This is a genomic window from Nocardia thraciensis, from assembly GCF_054782435.1.
The window spans coordinates 193,304-213,135 of sequence record NZ_BAAGSM010000010.1 but is presented as its reverse complement, the minus strand read 5'-3'; the positions used below and the strand labels follow the sequence as shown (position 1 = coordinate 213,135).

At 68.4% G+C, this 19,832-nt stretch carries 14 protein-coding genes; 9 read left to right on the top strand and 5 right to left on the bottom strand.

The window, feature by feature from the left end; genetic code table 11:
- Nucleotides 1-18: 18 nt before the first annotated feature.
- Genes ACYVLQ_RS04075 through ACYVLQ_RS04065 form a run of 3 tightly spaced genes read left to right on the top strand, consistent with a single transcriptional unit; the run spans nucleotide 19 to nucleotide 3,764 of the window.
- Entirely contained in the window at nucleotides 19-810 is a 792-nt protein-coding gene (locus ACYVLQ_RS04075; RefSeq protein WP_460696003.1) for an enoyl-CoA hydratase/isomerase family protein, read from the top strand.
- A gap of 9 nt (nucleotides 811-819) precedes the next feature.
- Nucleotides 820-2,967, top strand: coding sequence for an acetate--CoA ligase family protein (locus tag ACYVLQ_RS04070; RefSeq protein WP_460696002.1), 2,148 nt, complete (start codon nucleotides 820-822; stop codon nucleotides 2,965-2,967).
- Nucleotides 2,964-3,764 (top strand): crotonase/enoyl-CoA hydratase family protein, encoded by an 801-nt coding sequence (locus tag ACYVLQ_RS04065; protein ID WP_460696001.1) that lies wholly within the window; start codon nucleotides 2,964-2,966, stop codon nucleotides 3,762-3,764. Before ACYVLQ_RS04070 ends, ACYVLQ_RS04065 begins: the two co-directional genes overlap by 4 nt.
- A 9-nt stretch (nucleotides 3,765-3,773) precedes the next feature.
- Here the strand turns inward: ACYVLQ_RS04065 and ACYVLQ_RS04060 are convergent, their stop codons facing one another.
- Entirely contained in the window at nucleotides 3,774-5,078 is a 1,305-nt protein-coding gene (locus tag ACYVLQ_RS04060; protein ID WP_460696000.1) for an FHA domain-containing protein, read from the bottom strand.
- Nucleotides 5,079-5,220: 142 nt separating this feature from the next.
- Between ACYVLQ_RS04060 and ACYVLQ_RS04055 the strand changes: the two genes are divergently transcribed.
- Nucleotides 5,221-6,405, top strand: coding sequence for a DUF7373 family lipoprotein (locus ACYVLQ_RS04055; RefSeq protein ID WP_460695999.1), 1,185 nt, complete (start codon nucleotides 5,221-5,223; stop codon nucleotides 6,403-6,405).
- A 140-nt stretch (nucleotides 6,406-6,545) separates the two neighbouring features.
- On the top strand, nucleotides 6,546-7,958 hold the full coding sequence (locus tag ACYVLQ_RS04050) for a type VII secretion-associated protein (protein WP_460695998.1): 1,413 nt from the start codon (nucleotides 6,546-6,548) through the stop codon (nucleotides 7,956-7,958).
- On the opposite strand, the gene ACYVLQ_RS04045 is transcribed toward ACYVLQ_RS04050, so the two are convergent.
- Nucleotides 7,948-9,093 carry a metallophosphoesterase gene (locus tag ACYVLQ_RS04045; protein ID WP_460695997.1) on the bottom strand — a complete coding sequence of 382 codons (1,146 nt, stop codon included), beginning with the start codon at nucleotides 9,091-9,093 and terminating at the stop codon, nucleotides 7,948-7,950. The two genes, ACYVLQ_RS04050 and ACYVLQ_RS04045, sit on opposite strands and share 11 nt — an antisense overlap.
- Nucleotides 9,094-9,471: 378 nt before the next feature.
- On the opposite strand from ACYVLQ_RS04045, the gene ACYVLQ_RS04040 reads away from it, so the two are divergent.
- The 4 genes from ACYVLQ_RS04040 to ACYVLQ_RS04025 all read left to right on the top strand — a co-directional run bounded on the left by ACYVLQ_RS04040 (nucleotide 9,472) and on the right by ACYVLQ_RS04025 (nucleotide 14,663).
- Nucleotides 9,472-10,566, top strand: coding sequence for a DUF7373 family lipoprotein (locus ACYVLQ_RS04040; protein WP_460695996.1), 1,095 nt, complete (start codon nucleotides 9,472-9,474; stop codon nucleotides 10,564-10,566).
- A gap of 5 nt (nucleotides 10,567-10,571) precedes the next feature.
- The gene (locus tag ACYVLQ_RS04035; RefSeq protein WP_460696180.1) at nucleotides 10,572-11,810 is read left to right on the top strand and encodes a DUF7373 family lipoprotein; all 1,239 of its coding nucleotides are present in this window, start codon (nucleotides 10,572-10,574) and stop codon (nucleotides 11,808-11,810) included.
- Nucleotides 11,811-11,885: 75 nt separating this feature from the next.
- Complete coding sequence (locus tag ACYVLQ_RS04030) at nucleotides 11,886-13,022, top strand: DUF7373 family lipoprotein (protein ID WP_460695995.1); 1,137 nt, start codon at nucleotides 11,886-11,888, stop codon at nucleotides 13,020-13,022.
- Between the two features lie 93 nt (nucleotides 13,023-13,115).
- The gene (locus ACYVLQ_RS04025) at nucleotides 13,116-14,663 is read left to right on the top strand and encodes a serine/threonine-protein kinase (RefSeq protein ID WP_460695994.1); all 1,548 of its coding nucleotides are present in this window, start codon (nucleotides 13,116-13,118) and stop codon (nucleotides 14,661-14,663) included.
- Between the two features lie 73 nt (nucleotides 14,664-14,736).
- Here ACYVLQ_RS04025 and ACYVLQ_RS04020 read toward each other — a convergent pair whose 3' ends face one another.
- From ACYVLQ_RS04020 to eccCa, 3 genes are all read right to left on the bottom strand, one after another.
- Entirely contained in the window at nucleotides 14,737-15,027 is a 291-nt protein-coding gene (locus ACYVLQ_RS04020; RefSeq protein WP_460695993.1) for a WXG100 family type VII secretion target, read from the bottom strand.
- Nucleotides 15,028-15,062: 35 nt separating this feature from the next.
- Complete coding sequence (locus tag ACYVLQ_RS04015; RefSeq protein WP_460695992.1) at nucleotides 15,063-15,353, bottom strand: WXG100 family type VII secretion target; 291 nt, start codon at nucleotides 15,351-15,353, stop codon at nucleotides 15,063-15,065.
- Nucleotides 15,354-15,664: 311 nt separating this feature from the next.
- On the bottom strand, nucleotides 15,665-19,699 hold the full coding sequence (eccCa, locus tag ACYVLQ_RS04010; protein WP_460695991.1) for a type VII secretion protein EccCa: 4,035 nt from the start codon (nucleotides 19,697-19,699) through the stop codon (nucleotides 15,665-15,667).
- Between the last annotated feature and the right edge of the window lie 133 nt (nucleotides 19,700-19,832).

The following is a 19,832-nucleotide window of genomic DNA, read 5'->3' as shown; positions in this document are numbered from 1 at the left end:
GAGAGGAGACACACCACGATGACCGCAGCCACCGACGCACCGACCGTGCTGGTGACCCGTCGCGGACAGGTCGCGGAGCTGACGCTGAACCGGCCCGACCGGCTCAATGCCGTCAGCGAGCAGCTGTACCGCACCTTGATCGACGCGCTCGCCGCGGCCGACGACGACCCGCAGGTGCGGTGCGTGATCCTGACCGGCGCCGGTCGCGCATTCTGTGTCGGCGCCGACCTGAAGGCGCATGCCGCCGGTACCCGCACCCGCGCCGACCGGGAGGAGTACGCCCAGCTGGGCCAGCAGGCCTGTCGGCAGATCCAGACCATGTCCACGCCGGTGGTGGCGGCGGTCAACGGCTACGCGCTCGGGGCCGGCGCGGAACTGGCGGTCAGCGCGGACTTCCTCGTGATCGCCGACGACGCGCGCATGGGGTTCCCGGAGGTGAGTATCGGCACCTTCGTCGGCGGCGGGGTCACCCATCGGCTGCCGCGGCTGGTCGGGTTGCGGCGGGCGACGGACCTGCTGATTCTCGGCGAACGCTGCACCGGCGCACAGGCTTACGACTGGGGCCTCGCGCACTCGTCGGTCCCGGCCAGGGATCTCGTGAACTCGGCCGCGGCACTGGCCGATTCGATCGCGGCCAAGGCGCCGCTCGCACTGGCTCGGATGAAAGCCGCGCTGCGACGCGACGATCCGTTGGAGGTGGCGCTGGAATCCGAGCCGTGGGATCTGCTGGCGCTGATGGAAACCGAGGATTGGGCCGAGGGTGTCGCGGCCTTCTCCGAACGCCGCGATCCGGTCTTCCGGGGACAGTGAGGAGTGCCGGTGACAGACGCAACCACCACGCTCGCCGCGACCGCGCTGCAGCGGCTGCTCGACCCGCGATCGATCGCGATCGTCGGGGCCTCCACAGATCCCGCCAAGCGCGGCTACCAGGCGATCCGGGCGCTGCAGGAATCCGGATACGCGCATCCGGTCTACCCGGTCAATCCGAAGGCGTCCGAAATCCTTGGGCTGGAGGTGGTTCCGAGCATCGATCGGCTGCCACCCGGGGTCGATGTCGCGCTCATCGCGGTGCCGGGGGCAGCGGTGCCGCAGGCGCTGCGCGAATGCGGCGCCGCCGGGATCGCCGGAGCGGTGGTGCTGGCCAACGGGTTCCGGGAGATCGGCGCTGCGGGCGAAGGCCTCGAGACCGAACTCGCCGCCGCCATCGCCGACAGCGGCGTGCGTGTGATCGGGCCCAACACGTCCGGGTTGGCGAATGTCGCCAGCGGCGCCAATCTGGTAGGACTGCAGGGCATTCCGCGAGGGCCGGTCAGCGTCGTCACGCAGAGCGGGAACATGCTGCTGTCGCTGGTCAACGACAACGACGCGATGTACGGGCCGGGCCTGCACACCTACGTCGGCCTCGGCAACCAGGCCGATGTCCGCTACGACGAATGCCTGCCCGAACTGGCGGCGCAGCCGGGCTGTGGCGCGGTGGCCGTGCACTCCGAGGGGATCGTCGACGGACGCGCGTTCCTGACCTCCGCCGCACGCACCACCGCCGATACCCCGGTCGTGATGCTGCGCGGCGGACGTTCGGCGGCCGGGCAGCGAACGGCGTTGTCGCACACCGGGTCCGTCGCGGGGTCGGACGCGGTGGCCACGGCCGTGCTGGCGCAGGCAGGCGTGGAACTCGTGCGGCGCTCCGACGAGTTGGCCGTTGTCGCGGGAGCGCTGGCCACCACCGGACCGGTGCTGCCGGGCCGCCGGGTGGCCGTGCTCAGCGACGGCGGCGGGCATGCCACCCTGGCGGTGGACGCGCTCACCGCGCGCGGGATCGAACCGGCCGACCTGAGCGAGCGGACGCGAACAGCATTGCGCGAGTTGCTCGGCCCGGCGGCCGCGGTGACCAATCCCGTCGACGTCGCCGGAGCGACCGATGCCGATCCGACCGTGTTCGCCGCGGCGATCGAGATCCTGACCGCCGACCCCGCGGTCGGGCTGGTGCTGGTGGTCGGGTTGTTCGGCGGATATCACCTCCGCTTCGACGCCACCCTGGAAGACGCCGAGAACGACACCGTACGAAGGATTCTCGCCAGCCGAGCGGCGAACGGCACACCGCTGGTGGTGCAGAGCTGCTACGCCGGCGCCCGGCTCGCCAACCACGACACGCTCCGCGCGGCGGGGGTCCCCGTGCTCGCCTCCATCGATCACGCGGTGCGGATCGTGGCCGCGCTGGATCGGCGCAGGCAGCGGCTGGAGACCTCCGGGCGGCGCTCGACTCTCGCGCTACCGGCACCCGCCGCGCCGGTGACGGAGCGGGCGGGCGTGCTCGACGAGCCGACCGGGCGCAGGCTGCTCGAGGCTCGGGGTATCGGGGTCGGCCCCTGGGCCCTGGCCTCGAACGCCGACGAGGTGGCGGTCGCCGTCGCCGGATTCGACTGCCCGTGTGCGGTGAAAGTCGTTTCGCCGCAGGTTGTTCACAAGTCCGAGGCCGGGGGCGTGCGGCTCGGCGTGGTCGCGGGCGACGCCGCCGCACAGGCTCGCGCGCTCACCGACGCCGTCCGGCGGGCCGTCCCGGGTGCGCGGATCGACGGCATGATCGTGATGCCGATGGCGCCGCGCGGGATCGAACTGCTGATCGGCGCCACCCGGGATCCGATCTTCGGGCCCGTCGTGGCCTTCGGCAGCGGCGGCGTGCTGGTGGAGGCGCTGGCGGACGTCACCTTCCGGGCGGCGCCGTTCACCGAACTCGAGGCGCACGAGATGATCCGGGAGACGATCGCATCCCGGCTGCTCGATGGGTACCGCCACCTGCCCCCGGTCGATCGCACCGCGCTCGCGCGCTTCCTCGTCCGCATCGGCGATCTGGTCGCCGCCCACCCGGAGATCGCGGAGTTGGACCTGAATCCCGTCATCGCCGCGGGTGCGGGCATAGTTCTCGTGGATGTCCGGATCGTCAGCGCGCCGGAGGAGAGGAAATCGTGAGTGAGCCAGTCCTGATCGAACGCACCGGCGACGTGGTCGTCTGGACCCTCAACGATCCCCGCGCCCGCAACCCGATCTCCGACGCCGCGACCATCGACGCCCTGGAGGCGGCCGTCGCCGCCGCGAACGCGGATCCGGCGCTGCGCGTGGCGATTCTGACCGGCGCGGGCACGGCCTTCTCCTCGGGCGGCAACGTCAAGCACATGCGCGACCGCACCGGCATGTTCGGCGGCTCCCCGGCCGAGCTGCGGCAGGGCTACCGGCACGGCATCCAGCGGATCCCGAAGGCGCTGTACCACTGCGAGATTCCGACCATCGCCGCGGTCAACGGACCCGCGGTCGGCGCCGGGTGCGACCTGGCGCTGATGTGCGATATGCGGATCGCCGCCAGCACGGCGACCTTCGCCGAGAGCTTCGCCAAGGTCGGCATCATTCCCGGCGACGGCGGCGCCTGGCTGCTGCCCCGCGCGGTCGGCATGGCCCGGGCCAGCGAGATGGCGTTCACCGGCGAGGCCATCGATGCGGCGACCGCCCTGGACTGGGGGCTGGTCTCCACGGTCGTGGAACCGGACGAACTGCTCGACGCCGCCCGCGCCCTCGCGGACCGCGTCGCCGCGAACCCGCCGCAGGTCCTGCGCATGACGAAAAAGCTACTCCGCGAGGGCCAATGGCAGAGCCTGGACAGCCTCCTGGAACTGTCCGCCGCCCTACAGGCCCTCGCCCACCAAACCGAAGACCACCACGAGGCCGTGTCCGCCCTGCTCGACCGCCGCACCCCCAACTTCACCGGCCGCTAGCCCGCCAGCTCAGCCGAAGGGCGGTGGGGCGGCGGGTTCCAGGCGGAGGACGCGGTTGCCGAGCATGATTTCGGCGCCGTGGGTCAGGGGCATGGGCTGGTGGGGCTGCAGGCGGATCCAATCGCGGTAGCCGGGCGGGCGGGTGTGGGTGCCGTTGGTGGACCCGCGGTCGACGACGGTGACATCCCAGTTCACCAGGTGGATCTCGGCGTGCGCGCGGGACATGCCGCCGGAGGTGTCCTCGATCTTCAAGGGCGCCAGGCCGCGCCGGGCCGCCTCGGAGTTCTCCGGATCGCGGCCGATCACCGCGTCGGCCGCCAGCAGGTAGGTCATGCCGTCGTCGAGCACCAGCGTGCCCAGCGGCGGCCGCACCACCTCCGTCGGCTGCTGGGTCTGGTCCACCGGCATCCCGCACACGGTGCAGAACGCCGAGCGCGGATCGCTGGGATGCGCTCGCGCACACTTGAATCCGACCACCCGGACCGATAGCGAGGTGGCGCGCGCGGTCGCCTCCAGACGGCGTTCCAGGTCCGGATCCGGAGTCGGCGCCGGATTGGTGCCGCGGGCCGCGCTCGGCACCCCGGGATCCGTTCCGGGAGCGGGCCGCCGCGGTTCGGCGGATGTCTCGCCCAGCTGCGTCTCGGCCGTGCGGGGATCGCCGCCGGGCCGCGGTGCCGGCGGCGGTTGCAGATCGATATCCGCTCGGGTCGGAGGCACCGGCGCATCGGACTTCCGATGCGCGCCGCCGTTGGCCCGCTCTCGATGTCGCGTCCGGGTCCGCTCCCCCTCGAACCACACGATCGCACCCGCGGCGGCCGCCACCCCCTCGACGAGCGATCCGATTCCCCGCTCCGGCAGCTCCGGGATGCGCCCGAGTTCGTCATCGATGAACAGGGCCGCGGCGCGGGCGGGCGGCTCGGCCACGCGGTCCACGGTGAACGCCGCGTCCACACCGCGGTACCGCTCCGGTCCGTGCTCGCCCGCCAGCACCGCCGTCACGCCACCGTGCAGGAAGATCGCCACCCCGCCGGTCTCGGCCCGCGACAGAATCCCCAGATCGATCGGCCGGTCCGGGCTGATCTGCTCGGCATCGCGCATCAGCCAGCGCGTCACCTCCCGGGCCACCAGCCGTCCCGGCCCGTCCGGCGCCTGCTCGGCCGCGTCCGACACCAACTGCGCCAGGGCCTCGGCCGCCAGCATGGCCGGGGATTCCGGCGTCACGCGGTCGCGGCCGGGATGCGCGACCAGCACCACCGCGCCCGCCACCCGGACCACCACATGATTGCCCGCGACAACCTCGACCTGCCGATCCATCAACGGAATCGGCCCCCGGGGTAGGTCTGCGCGGTCATCACCACATGCACCAGGTTAAAGGCAAACGGTTCGCACGGGGCCCCCGCCCGGCCCTCGGTCCGGTAATTTGAGACGACGCGTCGGGAGGAACGGGGGCTGATCCATGGGCCGCAGCGGACGTGCGTCGCTCGTCGCCGGGGCAATCGCGCTGGCGGGACTGCTGACCGGATGCGGAGTCTCGGGCACCCCCGTGCCGAGCGAAATCGACGTCCGGACATTGGAAGTCGGCCCGTACCAGGTGAACCGGCACGACTACGCCTGGGATTCGGACGGCACGGGCTCACTGCTGGAGGGCATGCGGATGTCGCAGGTCGTGGTGCCCGCCGTCCGCATCGATCCGTCGCTGACGATCGGCTCGGGCGGGCGTGTGGTCGCGAGCACCGCGGAGGCCACCGAGCGACTGCTCGCGGCGGTGTCCAAGCGCGTGCTCGACCGCCGCGAGATGCTCGTCGGCTACGTGGCAGGCGGATCCGACAGGCCCCGGAGCCCGGAGGCCACCGCGGTCACCGACCTGGTCATGCGGTTCCCGGACGCGCAGGCGGCCGCGCTGGCCGCCCGCGAGCTGGAGGACGCCGACTTCGGTGTCGCCCCGGACCTGAACCGCAAGCTCACGCTGCCGGAGTATCCGGACGCCTTCATCCACTACCGGCCCGGCGTCGCGACCATCGGAGCCTTCCTGGCGCACCGGGAATTCGTGATCTCGCTGTTCATCGAGCGTCCCCGGCCCGAGGAGCGGGACCTGCTGGCCTGGGTGCAGAAGACCCTCGACGCACAGGTGGCCGCGCTGGACCGGTTCCGCGCGACCCCGCGGGAGCAGCTCGATGAGCTGCCCGTCGACCCGGACCGGATGCTGGCCCGGGCGGTCGTGCGCGACCGGCGGCAGCGTCCGGATGCCGAGCGGTTCGGGGTGTTCGGCGGACCCGCGTTCGTGCACATCGCCGCCGACGCGGCGACCCGGCAGCGCCTGGTCGACGACACGGGACTGGACGCGGTCGCCATCGCCGAGACCAGCTCGGTGCTGCGGGTGCGCGACGGCGATGCGGGCCTGCGTCTGATCACCGGGCTGCTCGCCGCCACGGGACCGCAGTACGATCCGCTGGCCGCGCCGACGAGCATTCCGGGCGCGAAGTGTATGCAGCTCAACGGCAAGGGCGATCCGCAGCGCGAGAGCCGCTACCGCTGTTATGTGCCCTACCACCGCTACGTCGAGACGGTGGTGAGCAGCGAGCTGCAGGACGTCAAGCATCGGGCGGCCGCCGCGTACGCGCTGCTCGCGAACAACTATTGACCGCGCCGTGCTGTCCGTGCCCGCGCACCTGTTCGGCACGGGCGGCGCGAGCCGCCTGCAGTAGGATTCCGCGAGATGTACACGGAAGGGGAGGGCGTGAAGATCGCTGTGAGTTCGCCGCACGAGGCCCGGACGGCCTGATGTCCACTGTCGAACTGGTTCTGACCGACACCCGGCTGTGGGCGCGCAGCGAGGCCACGCACTGGGACGGCCCGCCCTCGATCGTGCCCGCCAGCGACGGCACGAGTTTCATTGTGGGAGAGGCGCTGCGGCCGCAGTATCCGGCGGTGTCGGTGGTGCGGCTGGCGGACGCCGACCGGATCGCCTTCCCGGCCCTGCCGACGCTCGCCGACGCCTTCGCCGTGTTGTTCGGGGCGGTGCTGACCAATTTGCGACTGACCGGGCCGTGCGAGCGGCTCACCGTCCTGGCCCCCTCCGACTGGGGACGACGGCGGTGCGCGGCGGTCGAGGCGGCCGCGTCTCGCCTGGTCGCCGACGTGACGGTCGAGCCGCTGGCTTTGCGCGCGGTGTCGCTCGGCGCGAGTACCGCGCAGCACCAGCGGATCGCGGTGCTGGAGCTGAACCCACTGTCCACCACCGTGACCCTGGTCGGCCGCTCCGGGTCGAACACCTGGATCGACGCCTGCGAGCACGAGCCGACCATCGGCCTGGCCGATGCGCCCGACGAGCCCGGCTCGGCCGCCGTCGGCGCGGTGGTCGCGCGCCTGCTGGCGGGGCAGCAGCCGACTTACCTACTGGCCGTGGGGATCTCGGATCCCGCCCTGCTGGAGGCGCTGCGCACGGCGATCGCCGCGCAGTGTGGGTTTCCCGTCGACGTGCGTCCCGTCGCGGGCGCCGAACTCATCCGCGGGTCGCAGCCGCCCGGGCAGGCCGCGCGGCCCAGCCGCTACGGACCCGCGGAGCCGCCGGCCGTCGAGTGGGACGCGCCGCTGCGTGACCACGCCGTCGCCGCCCAGCCGCCCAGATCGCGGCGCACCCTCGTCGGCACCGTGGCCGCGGCGGCCGTCCTGATCCTGGCGGTGGGTGTCGCGGTGGTGCTGACGCGATCCTCCGACGGCACGACAGCCGCGCCGCCCACCACCCGGCAGGCATCGGCGGAGCCCACCGCGCGGCCGACCCCGCAGACGTTCGGGCGCGTGCAGACACCGATTCCCGGCGGCTGGCACATCGCCACCCAGACCGACAACCGTGTCGATCTGAGCCCGGACAGCGGTGCGCGCCAACGGATCACGCTCACCCAGAAGGATCTCGCCCCCGGCTCGAGCGTCGACGAGGTCGCCCGCGCCCTGCAGGCCCAGATCCAGCGCCGACCCGCCGGAACGGTGACCGACCTGCGTCGCGACACCGCGTTCGGCGGGCGTCCCGGACTGTCCTACGAGGAATTCCCGTCCGACGGCACCACGGTCCGCTGGCAGGTCATCGTGGACTCCGGCCTCCAGGTCAGCATCGGCTGCCAATACCCTTCGGACGCCTGGCAGCCCATGGCCGCCCCCTGCGAACAACTGGTCCGCGATATGCGGATCACGCGCTAGAGGATCGGCGATCCGGTGTGCGAAGCACCAGGACCGTGATCTCACTGGGAGCGAAGACGCGCAGGGGCGGGCCCCAGAATCCGGTGCCGCGGCTGGTGTAGAGCTGGGTGTGCTCGCCGTGGCGGCTCAGGCCCGCGACGACGGGCTGGTCGAGGCGGACCAGGTAGTGGAACGGCCAGATCTGACCGCCGTGGGTGTGGCCCGAGATCTGCAGTGCGACACCGGCTTTCACCGCGTCTCGGATCTGTTTGGGTTGATGGGCGAGCAGTATCACCGGCAGCGCGGGGTCGCCGCCGGAGAGGGCGGCGGGAAGATCGGGGCCGTGTCCGTCCAGCGCGATGCCGGTCGGATCGTCGATACCAGCGATCACCAGCCGGTCGCCGCCCCTCTCGATGATCTCGTGCTGATTGTGCAGCGGCTGCCAGCCCAGATCCGTCATGACCTCGATCCAGCCCGGGGCATCGCCGAAATACTCGTGGTTGCCGGTGATGTAGTACCGGCCGAGTTCCGCCTCGACCTTGCCCAGCGGCTCCACCTGCGGCCGCCGCCGCACCACCGGACCGTCTGCGAGATCGCCCGCGTGGCAGGCGATATCGGCCCGCTGCTCGTTGACGATCTCGACCACGCGCTCCGACCACCGCAGCCGATTCAACGCGGCGAAGTGCGTATCGGTGACGACCACCATCCGCAGGCCGTCCAGGCCGCGCCCGAGCCCCGGAATCGTCACCTCGACCGTCCGCACCCGCGGCGCCCGCCGCGCCTCGAACATCCCCCAGCCGACCAGCCCCGCCCACACCGCGAACACACCCACCGCGACGACGCGCGAACGGACCGGATCCGCCACACCCCCGACGATCAACCCCGCCCGCACGACGGCCCCGACCACCGACCAGGTGAACAACACCCACACGACCCCGAGCAACGTATCCCCCACGACCACGGCCGCATCCGACTGCACCCGCCCGTGCCCGAGCACCAGCCCCGCAGGCAGGCACACGAACGCGGCCGAGAACATCGCGGTCCCGGCCCAGAACATCGCCCCCGAACTCGTGGCGTACACCAGCAACCACCACGGCACCAGAAACAACAGGCCCAGAATCCCCAGCACCACGGCAACTCGCGGAACGTATTTCACCAGACCAACCTACGCGCAGCGGATTGCGATTCGCCCAGCGTTTCCTACCGCCTGACCCGAGACCTGGAGCTGCAAGGAAACCCCAACCCGACGCCAAGCCGACCGGATCACCATGCTGTGGTCCGATCGGGTGCCGCCGAGGCCGAAACCCGGGGCATGACGTGCCCCTCCACAGGTGGTTGCTCGATCCTGACCCGGACCGGCTTCTGAAGTAGGATGCCGCGAGATACACACGAGAAGGGGGAGGGCGTGAAGCTCGCCGCGAGATCAGCGATGGCTCGGACAACGTCTGCCTTGATCACGGCGGGACTGGTGGTTGCCGCGGTAGGAGCGTGCGGTTCGGACAAAACCGGCGATCCGACTCCGGAGGGACCTGACGTGTCCAACCTCGACGTCGGCAACTACCAGACCACACCACGGGTCATCGGCAACGCCAAGAACTTCAAGCAGGCTCGGGTTCGCGAATCCCAGCGCCTCGCCGACTACGTCGCGCTGCCGTTCGAGGCCGACCCCACCTATGTCAAGGACGATACCAACGGCATCAGGCCGCACATCGTCCTCAATCGAAAAGGCATGGGCGACCTGGTCGTCAACGACACGTTCGACGACGTGGCCAAGGACCTGCTCGCCGGTTGGACCAATCGGTGGTCCACTCAGGAGACCCCCGATCACAAGGACCGGACGCTCAGCATCGCGGTCATGGAGTTCCCGGATGCCAAGACGGCCGCGAGCGTCGGCCCCACCCTCGAGAACGACGACTTCACGTTCACGCCGGACAACCAGCCGGTCCCGATCGCGAAATACCCGAACACCAAGGCACATTGGCGGCCGACGGTCTCGTCGATCGGTTCGTGGACGGCGCACGATCGGTACGTCGTCTTCATCAAGGTCGACGACGACACCTCGGCGCCCGATCTCCCCGCGCTCTCGACGCAGGTCGAACGCATGCTGGATGTGCAGCTACCGCTGCTCGACAAGTTCCAGCCCACGCCCGCGGACAAACTGGCGACCATTCCCCTCGACCCGGACGGCCTGCTGGGCCGCACCCTGCCGACGAACCCCGAGACACCGTGGCGGCCGGACCCCGACGGGACGTATATGGGCCGCGGCGTGATGGCGGGCCTCGACTCCGATCCGAGCCTCGACTTCCTGACGATCGGCGACCTGGACCTGGTCTCCTACGGTGACGCGACGGTCTTCCGCAGCAGGACGGACCAGGGCGCCGAGGCACTCTGGCAGAAGTGGCGACAGTCCGGGGACAAGGAGAACAAACAGTCGGTGGAGCCGCCCAAAGGCATCGATACACCCGTCGAGTGCTCGACCGACAAACCGAATCCCAACTATCCCGAATATCAGGGAATCAAGCTGTGCATGTTCAAGACAGGCCGATATCTCGTGCAAGCCGTAGCTAGGCAGATCCAGGACCTGCATCAGAAGATGCTGGCTCAGTACGTTCTGCTGCAGGGGCGGTGAACCCGATGCGGCCACAGAGATCCACCATATATCGAAAGAGCCTCACCACACTCTCGGCGGTTGCCGCCCTGGCGTTGTCGGCTACTGCCTGTGGGGCATCCAGCAGCGGTCACGCCGTTCCAGGAATGACACCGGCCAACGTCGCGAAGCTCAATATCGGACCGTATGCGGGTACACCTGGTGATTACGAACCGGACATCACCAAGAAGGACGATGTATTTCCGATCGAATCGCGACGACTCATGAGCGTGCTGGTCTCCCCGGACGAGATCGATGCGGAGATGAGCAATCTGGTAGCCACGCAGATAATCGAAAACACCAGTTCGACATTCGACGACCTGCTCGGCGTCTTTCCGAATTCGTTCAAACCGGTAGCCGAGCGTAACAACCTGATCGGTGGCGCCTACACATCACGCGGCAACGGCAGTCGTCGCAGCGAGAAACTCCTGGCGCTCGCCATCATGCGCTTTCCCTCCGAAAAAGCCGCACAGGCCGCCGCGGCAGAATTCGAGCAGGATATCACCAGCAGGCACCCGGAGCGTCACCCCATCCCGATCGCCGGTCATCCTGCCGCGCATTCCGGTTCGTCGACCGATACGCTGGGCACCGCATTCGTCGCACACGGCCCGCATGTGATCACGGCGTCGCTGACGATTCCGAAACCCGACGCCGCGGCGCTGGGCACCGGCCTGAAAAAGGTCCTGGATCTGCAGGTCGCACGGTTGGATACCACGCAACCGACCGCCCCGGACGATATGCTCGATCTTCCGCAGAACCCCAGCGGCATCATGCGATACGCGCTGCAACAACCCGCCAAGATCTACGACAGCACCATCGAGGAAAACACGGTCGGATACTACGAGCCCGCCGGGGACCTCCACTTCGAACGCGATGCGGCCGGTCTGCGCAGAGCATTCGCCGAAAACGGAGTAGACCTGGTCGCGAGGAACGACGGCGTCGTATACCGCACGCGAGACCTGGAGTCCGCGTTCAAGCTGCAGGCCGCCCTGACCAGGCTCGGGCGCGACGACGAGGAGGTGCCGAATCCTCCCGGCGTGACCGACTCCCACTGCGTCAAGCTCGACAACAAAGAACCCATTCGCAATCACACGTTCTTCTGCGCGGTCGTCTATGGCCGCTACGTCGGAGTGATCGGCGCGCAGGCCAAGATGACGGGCGCGGTGGACCCGGCCTTCTATCAGCGCGCCGCGGCCCAATATTCGATACTGACCAAGAGTGAATAGCGACTGCATATGACCCGGAAAGATGTACCCCAGACGACGCGCGGCCGCACCGCCGTCGGGCGACTCGTGCTCGCAATGTCATCCGTGGCAGTCCTCGTCGGCGCGATCGGGTGCGGAGAAACAGCATCGGAATCACCCACCATCGACGTGGCGAAATTGGATTCCGGGAATTACCCGACGACGCCGCGGGATATGAACGCGGTCAAGGACGCGGTCTCCGGCGCGGTGCAGGAATCCATCCGCATGGCGGAATTCCTACCGTTGATGCTCGATATCGACAGCCGACTCATATACGGCCGCAGCGCCATTACCCGCGCACACACCGCGAAATTCGCCCCGACACTCAACTCCAAAGAGATCAAATTCGCCGACGCCGCACCCGGTCTGGTCTCCGGCTGGAGCACCTACGGCAACCGACGCCCCGGACAACAGCCCGGCCTCCGGGTCGAGTTGACATTGTTGCGGTTCGACAGCGCCGAGCACGCGGCCAACGCCGCCAAGGTCATGGCCGACGACGACGCCAGGCAATACGCGCCGAAGGGCCCGCTCACCATCGTCGGTTATCCGGCATCGTCGGCGTCCCTCACCAAATACGACTCGGTCAGCTCGTTCACACCCCAGGGCAACTTCCTGGCCAAGCTCTATATCAACAGCCCGATGGCGACGCCGCCGGATCCGGCGCCGTTGACCGAACTCACCAAGACGGTGCTGGACAAGCTGTTCGAATCGCTGAAGGGTTATGAGCCCACACCGCCCGACCGCTTGGCGGAGGTTCCCAACGATGTCGACGGCCTCCTGGGCAGGACGATTCCGCTGGACAAACCCACGGCTTACACCGGCATCTACCGCCCCCATGCCGCACTGCATCGGCAGAGTCTCCCGGACTCCGCCAAACAAGCCTTCGCCGACGCCAAGGTCGACCTTGTGGCGGAGCAGGACGACTTCATCTATCGCACGGCGGATGCGGCCGCCGCGAAGCGGCTCATGGCCGCCTATCTCACCCAGGTCGAGGACCGCTACGAGGCGATGGACAGCCCGCCGGGACTGCCGACCGCCAAGTGCCTGAAGCTGAAGGACAACAGCGCCTCGGACGTGAAGTTCCGCTGCTATCTGCCCTACGACCGTTATCTGGCGTTGGTCCCGAGCGAGCAGCCCCAGGATCTTCATCAAAAGACAGCCGCGCAATACAAGCTGCTGGCCGCCGGTCGGTAGCCCGAGGCGGGTCGATTACCAGCGCCCCCCTTGCTAGATTCTGACCACCAACCGGTGTCCGACGGGCACCAGATAGGCACAGAGGAGGATCGGATGCCGTTGCAGCCCGGTGCGATGATCGGCGGCTACCGGGTGATTCAGGTGCTCGGCAGCGGCGGCATGGGTACCGTCTACCTGGCGCAGAACCCGATCCTTCCCCGTCGTGACGCGTTGAAGGTGCTGAGCGCGGACCTCTCGACCGATCCCGAGTTCCGTGCGAGATTCGAGCGGGAGGCGAATCTCGCTGCCGGGCTGGACCATCCGAGCATCGTCAAGGTGTACAGCCGCGGCGAAGAGGACGGCCAGCTGTGGATCGCCATGCAGTACGTCCGCGGGACCGACGCCGCCGAGGAGGCCGCCAAGGGACCGGCGGCCATGCCTCCGCAGCGGGCGCTGCGTATCGTCACCGAGGTCGGCAAGGGCCTGGACTACGCCCATCGGCGCGGACTGTTGCATCGGGACGTCAAACCGGCGAACTTCCTCCTGTCGGCCTCGGACGACGACGATGATGAGGAGCGGGTGTATCTCACCGATTTCGGCGTGGCCAAGTCGGCGGAGGACGGCCAGGATCTCACCTCGACCGGTAACTTCATGGCGACGGTGGCCTACGCCCCGCCGGAGCAACTGCTGGGCGAACGGCTCGACCACCATGCCGATATATACAGCCTGGGATGTTCCCTCGTTAAACTTCTGACCGGCCAAAACCCATTTCCGGCAACGGTTCCGGCGATGGTGATGATGGGTCACCTGCATGAGGCGCCGCCCAGGGTGAGCATGCTCCGCTCGGGACTTCCCCCCGCGCTGGACGACGTGATCGCGCGGGTCATGGCCAAGAATCCGGCCGAGCGTTTCAACAGCTGCCGGGAGTTCACCCACGCGGCAGAGATCGCGTTGCTGGGGCAGGGCGCCCAGTATCGCCCGCCCGCACCGGGATACACGACGCCGCCGCACAGCCAGCCGGTCGCGCAGCAGGTGGAATACAACTACACGCAACCCACGCGCGGGGCGACCGTACCGCGTCTCGCGGCCACAACACCCAACGTGAACAACCTGACACCCCAGCGGTCCAGATCACGAAAGTTCTTGGTGCCCGGACTGGTTGCGCTGGTGGTCGCCGTGGCGGTGGCTGCCGGAACGTATTTTCTGACCAAGGACGGCACACCACCCGCATCGACCGACAAGGTCGCCGAGGCGAAGAACAATCACCCGCAGTTCAACGGCAAGTCGGTGGTCGCGCTCCGATACTCCAACGCCGGTATGTCGGCCGACCTCGACCCCAGCGACCAGACCGACTTTCTCCAGGATCTCGGATTCCGATACAGCCAGGACTATCGCGCCACCAGCGGTGAGAAATCGCCGCGGCAATTGTCGTTGAGCGGGCTGGACGTCAAGAAGGTCGATGTGCTCGTCATCCTGAGAACCGACAGCCAGGCGGGTAACGGCGGGCTGCGCGGTCTGCCCAATCCGGTGCTGGGTACATCCGCGAAAATCGTTGTGGTCGACGACCCTACAACAGTTCAGGCTTACCAGGCGTGGACGGAGCAGTCGGTCGACACCCTCGTGGACAAGATGGTGCCGACGCTCGCCAAGGTCGTCACGTAGGCCCGATCGGTAACAGAAAAGCGGCTGGTCGGAATTCCTTGCCGACCAGCCGCTCGCATCGTAGGCGCTTCGACTAGCCTCCGAAGCCGCCCGCCAGCGACGCATCCAGCGCGAGGGCTTCGTCCATCGCCGACTGCGATACATTGATCAGATCCTGCAGCTTGGTCAGCGCGTCCGCGAACTCGGCGTTCCAAGCCTTGTGCGAGACATCGAACTGTTCTGCGGCTTTACCACGCCACACCGACAGCAGCTCGGCACTGGCCTGCTCGATGTCCTGGCTGTCGGTCGTGAGCTTGGCGTGCGACCCACGCAGATCACCCAGGCCGGGAACGATGATGGCGGGGTTGTACTTGGTGAAACCCATTGTTTCTACTCCGTTCTATGTAGAAAGAAAGCCAATTACATTTGCAGCTTGGCGATATTGCCACTGCTGTCGGCCTGTGCGGCATTGGTCTTCTGGACGACGACCTGAAGGTGTTCGCGCATCGCATCGATCTTCGCGTTCAGGCGAATGCCTTCCTGCTGCCAGCTATCGGCGACACCGGTGAACGCGACGTACGCGTCGCCCTCCCAACCGGCCTTCATCTCCTGCGCCTTGGCGGTGACGGCGTTGATCTGGCTGCGCATCTTCTCGATGGCGTCCATGACCTTCTGAGCAGCGCTGGAGATCGCCGCATCATCCTGTTCCATTGCCTGGGTCATATCCCCTAGCCCCTCTCTACGTTCTCTTCGGATCGAGTCGACTCACGACTTGGCACATCGATCCCCTACATATCGATTCGACGCACGGTGCACGTCGTTGGTTCCATCGGCTCCCACAGTTTCGGAACCCTGGGAGAGCACCGGCCACCGCAACAGCTGACGTCATGCGGCCCGGGCAGAGTCCCACCCCCCTTCCTCGCTTCCGTACGACACCGGCCCGCGAGCCTGGTCGACTAGCTGTTTAGAGTACACGGCCGGGCAAGCCCCTATCAGGCCTGCGATCGTGCACTCCGACCGAGTCATTGCCCGGGGCTCCACGCCGCCTGGAACAGGTCGTTGCCTGCGCGAGTGATGAGCGTTCCCCGGCCCGGCGGCATCTCGCTCGGCCGCACATTCCCCAGTAGTTGACCCTCGTCGCGGTTGCCGCTCATGATCAAGCCGATGGCGCCGACATCGCGCATTCGCGAGATCACCGGGTCGTACATCGCTCGCGACGCGCCGCCCGAGCGGCGGGCCACGATCAGGTGGAATCCGAGATCCTTGGCGTGCGCCAGGAATTCGACCAGGACGGCGATCGGATTGCCGGAGGAGGTGACCACCAGGTCGTAATCGTCGACGACCACATAGACATCGGGACCGGACCACCACGAGCGATCGCGCAATTGCTGCTGTGTGATGTCGGGACCGGGCATGCGGTCCTTGAAGAGCGCGGCCAGCTGCTGTGCCAGCGATGTCAGCACTTCCTCCGAGGGCGCGTACCCCGCCAGGTGCTCGGTTTCGATCAACCCGAGCATGGTGCGCCGGTAGTCGGCCAGCACGATCTTCGCCTGGTCCGGCCGGTTGGATTGGATGATGCCCTGGACGATCGTGCGGAGCAGGTTCGTCTTGCCGCTCTCGCTGTCGCCGAAAGCCAGGAAGTGCGACTGCTCTTCGAAATTGAAGAAGACCGGGGCCAGTTCGGATTCGTTCAGGCCGACCGGGATCCGCGCGTTCTTGCGGCTCGGATCCAAGGTGGCGGGCCAGCCGTTCAGCATGTGCAGCAGCTGATCTCGGGTGAACGTATCCGGCAGCATCCGGACCACCGGCGCCGGGCGTCCCGGCGTCCGGGCGGCGATATCGCTGACGGCGGCGGCCACGCCGGTGCTCAGGTCCACGGGGTTCGAGCTGCCGTCGACCCGCGGCAAGGCGGTCAGCATGTGCAGGGCCTCGGGCGTCATGCCGCGGCCGGGGCGACCCTGCGGGACCAGCGCGGCGACCTTGCGGCCGAAGTCGGAGTCCATCGGATCGCCGAGTCGCAGCTCGATGCGGGTACCGATCTGATCCTTCAGCGCGGGGCGCGCCTCCATCCAGCGCGACAGCGACAGCACCACGTGCACGCCGTAGGACAGGCCCTGGGCGGCGAGGTTGGTGATCGGCTGTTCGAGCGGGTCGAAATCCTGGCGGATCGAGCCGTAGCCGTCGATGACCAGGAAGACGTCACCGAACGGGTCCTCGTGCACACCGGCCACGCCCGGGCTGGAGCCCGGATCCGACGCCCGCATCCGGCGGAACTCCGCCATCGACTCGACACCCAGTTGGCGGAACCGCAATTCGCGCTGGCGGACGATGGTCTGCATCTCGGAGATCGTGCGGCGCACCTTGTCGACCTCGAGGCGGCTCGCCACCGAACCCACGTGCGGCAGGCCCTCGAGGCTGGCCAGCGTGCCGCCACCGAAATCCAGACAGTAGAACTGCACCTGCTCGGCCGTGTGGGTCAGCGACATCGCCATGATCATCGAGCGCAGGGCGGTCGACTTACCCGACTGCGGGCCGCCGACGATGGCGACGTTGCCGCGCGAGCCGGACAGGTCGACGATGTACGGGTCGCGGCGCTGGTCGTAGGGGCGGTCGACGATGCCGATCGGCGCCCGCAGCGACGCGACCTGGTTGTACTCGCCGGTGAGGATCGAGCGCGGGATGAGCTGGTCCAGGGTGGGCGCCGCGTCCAGCGGCGGCAGCCAGATCTCGTGGGCGCGGCGGCCGTGGCCCCGGATACGGGACACCAGCATGTCGAGGTTGGAGATCTTCTCGCCCTCGTCCTTGGCCTGCTCCACCACCACCGGCTCCTGCGGCAGCGGAAGCCGGTCGCTGGCACGGAAATTCACGTGACCGGCGGAGAAGGCGCGGGCGTTGATGTCGATCTCCCCGCCCGCGATGCCCGCCTGGGTGACCTCGCGCTGCGCGCCGCCGCCGACGTAGGTTCCGGAAACGTAGGACGCCTGGAAGCGCCGGATCTCGCCGTCACCGGCCTTCAGGTATCCGCCGCCCGGGCTGGAGGGCAGGTTGTAGGCGTCGGGCACACCCAGCACCTGACGAGACTCGTTGGCGGAGAACGTCTTCAGGCCGATCCGGTAGGACAGGTGGGTCTCCAGGCCCTTCAGCTTGCCCTCTTCCAGGCGCTGCGAGGCCAGCAGCAGGTGTACGTGCAGCGAGCGGCCCAGTCGGCCGATCATCACGAACAGCTCCGCGAAATCCGGGTGCTGCGAGAGCAATTCGGAGAACTCGTCCAGCACCACGAACAGCGCGGGCAGCGGGTCCAGGTCGGCGCCGGCGGCGCGGGCCTTCTCGTACTCGCCGACGTTGGCGAAGTTACCGGCCGAGCGCAGCACCTCCTGGCGGCGGTTCATCTCACCGGCCAGCGCGTCCTTCATGCGGTCGACGAGGTCGGCCTCCTCCTCCAGGTTGGTGATGACGGCCGCGACGTGCGGCACGTCTTCCAGGCCGAGGAAGGTGGCGCCGCCCTTGAAGTCGACGAGGACCAGGTTCAGCTGGTCGGGCGAGTGCGTCGCCAGCTGCGAGAGCACCAGGGTGCGAAGGAATTCCGACTTACCGGAACCGGTGGCGCCGATGCACAGGCCGTGCGGGCCCATGCCGTTCTCCGCGGCCTCCTTGATGTCCAGGTACACCGGCAGCCCGTCGGCGCCCACGCCGAACGGGACGCGCAGGCGCTCCCGGCCGTAGCGGGGCTTCCAGGCGTACTCCGGGTTGAACGTGCCGATATCGCCGAGGCCCATCAGCTGCGACCACGACGAGATGACCTCGGCGCTCTCCTCCGCCGCCACATCGCTGCCGCGCTGTACGGCCACCCGGAACGGGGCCAGGCGGCGCGCCACCTGCTCGGCCTGGCGGGCGCTGATCCGGTCGATCAGCGCGAAGCGCTCCATATTGCCGGTGGCGCCGCGGCCGACGCATTCGCCGTTCTCGACCACCATCTGGATACCGCGCGAAACCGCCAGGCGCGGAGCGTAATTGCACAGATCGATGACGGTGACGCCCTCGAAGCCGGACTCGCGCAGGCTGTCCTCTTCCGCCTCGAGCAGGCCGCCGTCGACCACGATGATGATGTGCACCAGGTTCTGATTGGCGGGCTGGTTGCGCGAGTAGCGAACTCGATTGTGCAGCAGCGGATTCAGGCCCGCGGCCATCTCGCGGACCGAGCCGTACACCATGCGCTCGGTGCCGACGCCGTCGTGCGATTCGGGGTGCTGGGTGTGCGGGAGCCACTTGGTCCACTCCCACTCGCGCATGGTGTCGGCGCCGCACACCACCGCCAGCAGCACCTGGTCCGGCGCCTGGAACATGCACAGCTGCAACAGCATCGCGCGCGTCATGTCCCGGGCCTGGGTGCGGTCGCCGTTGAGCTGGATGGTGGCGAAGCCCTTCACCGCGATCGCGGTCGGCAGGTCGACCACCGTGGAGTGCGTGCGCACGAACCGGCGCAGCGAGACCGCGGCGATCGGCTCCAACTCCTCGACCGGGCCCGTCTCCGGGGAGACCAGCCGGGTCGCCAGCCGCTGCCCGCCCAGCCCGATGCGGGCGTGGCAGAAGTCCTTGTCGCCCGGGCGCCGCTCCCACATGCGGCTGGTGCCCGCGAGCATCCAGATCAGGCCGGGCTCCGGGTGGCTCCACTCGACGGCCTCGCGCTGCTGTCTGGCGGTCTCGTCGACATCCTTGCGGACCTGATCGAGATAGCGCAGGTAGTCCTTGCGGTCCTCGTTGGCCTCCGCCGCCTTCTGACCCTTCCCGCCCTGACCTGCGAACATGCCGACCATCGAGAAGACCATCATCATCGGGAACATCATGCCCATGGGGTTGGAGGCGATGCCCCCGCCCTGCGTGAACAGCAGGGCCATCATCCCCACCATGCCGACGATCATCACGACCGGCATGAGCTTCTGGATCAGACTGCCCGGTACCGCGCGCGGAATCTCCGGCGGCGGCTGCAATGTGACCTCGCCACCGGGCGATCTCGGGACCTCCCGGCGTTGACGGCGTTGAAACCGGACTGTGCTCATCGACGGAAGATCCCCCTTCGCGGCAGTGCTAGCGGGCTCAGTGTAGAGCGCACTGCCGACATGACGTACAGTTCGGAGGCATTCTGCACGGACCGGCCGCGCGACCGCAAACCGGGGCGGATGCGGAAACCCG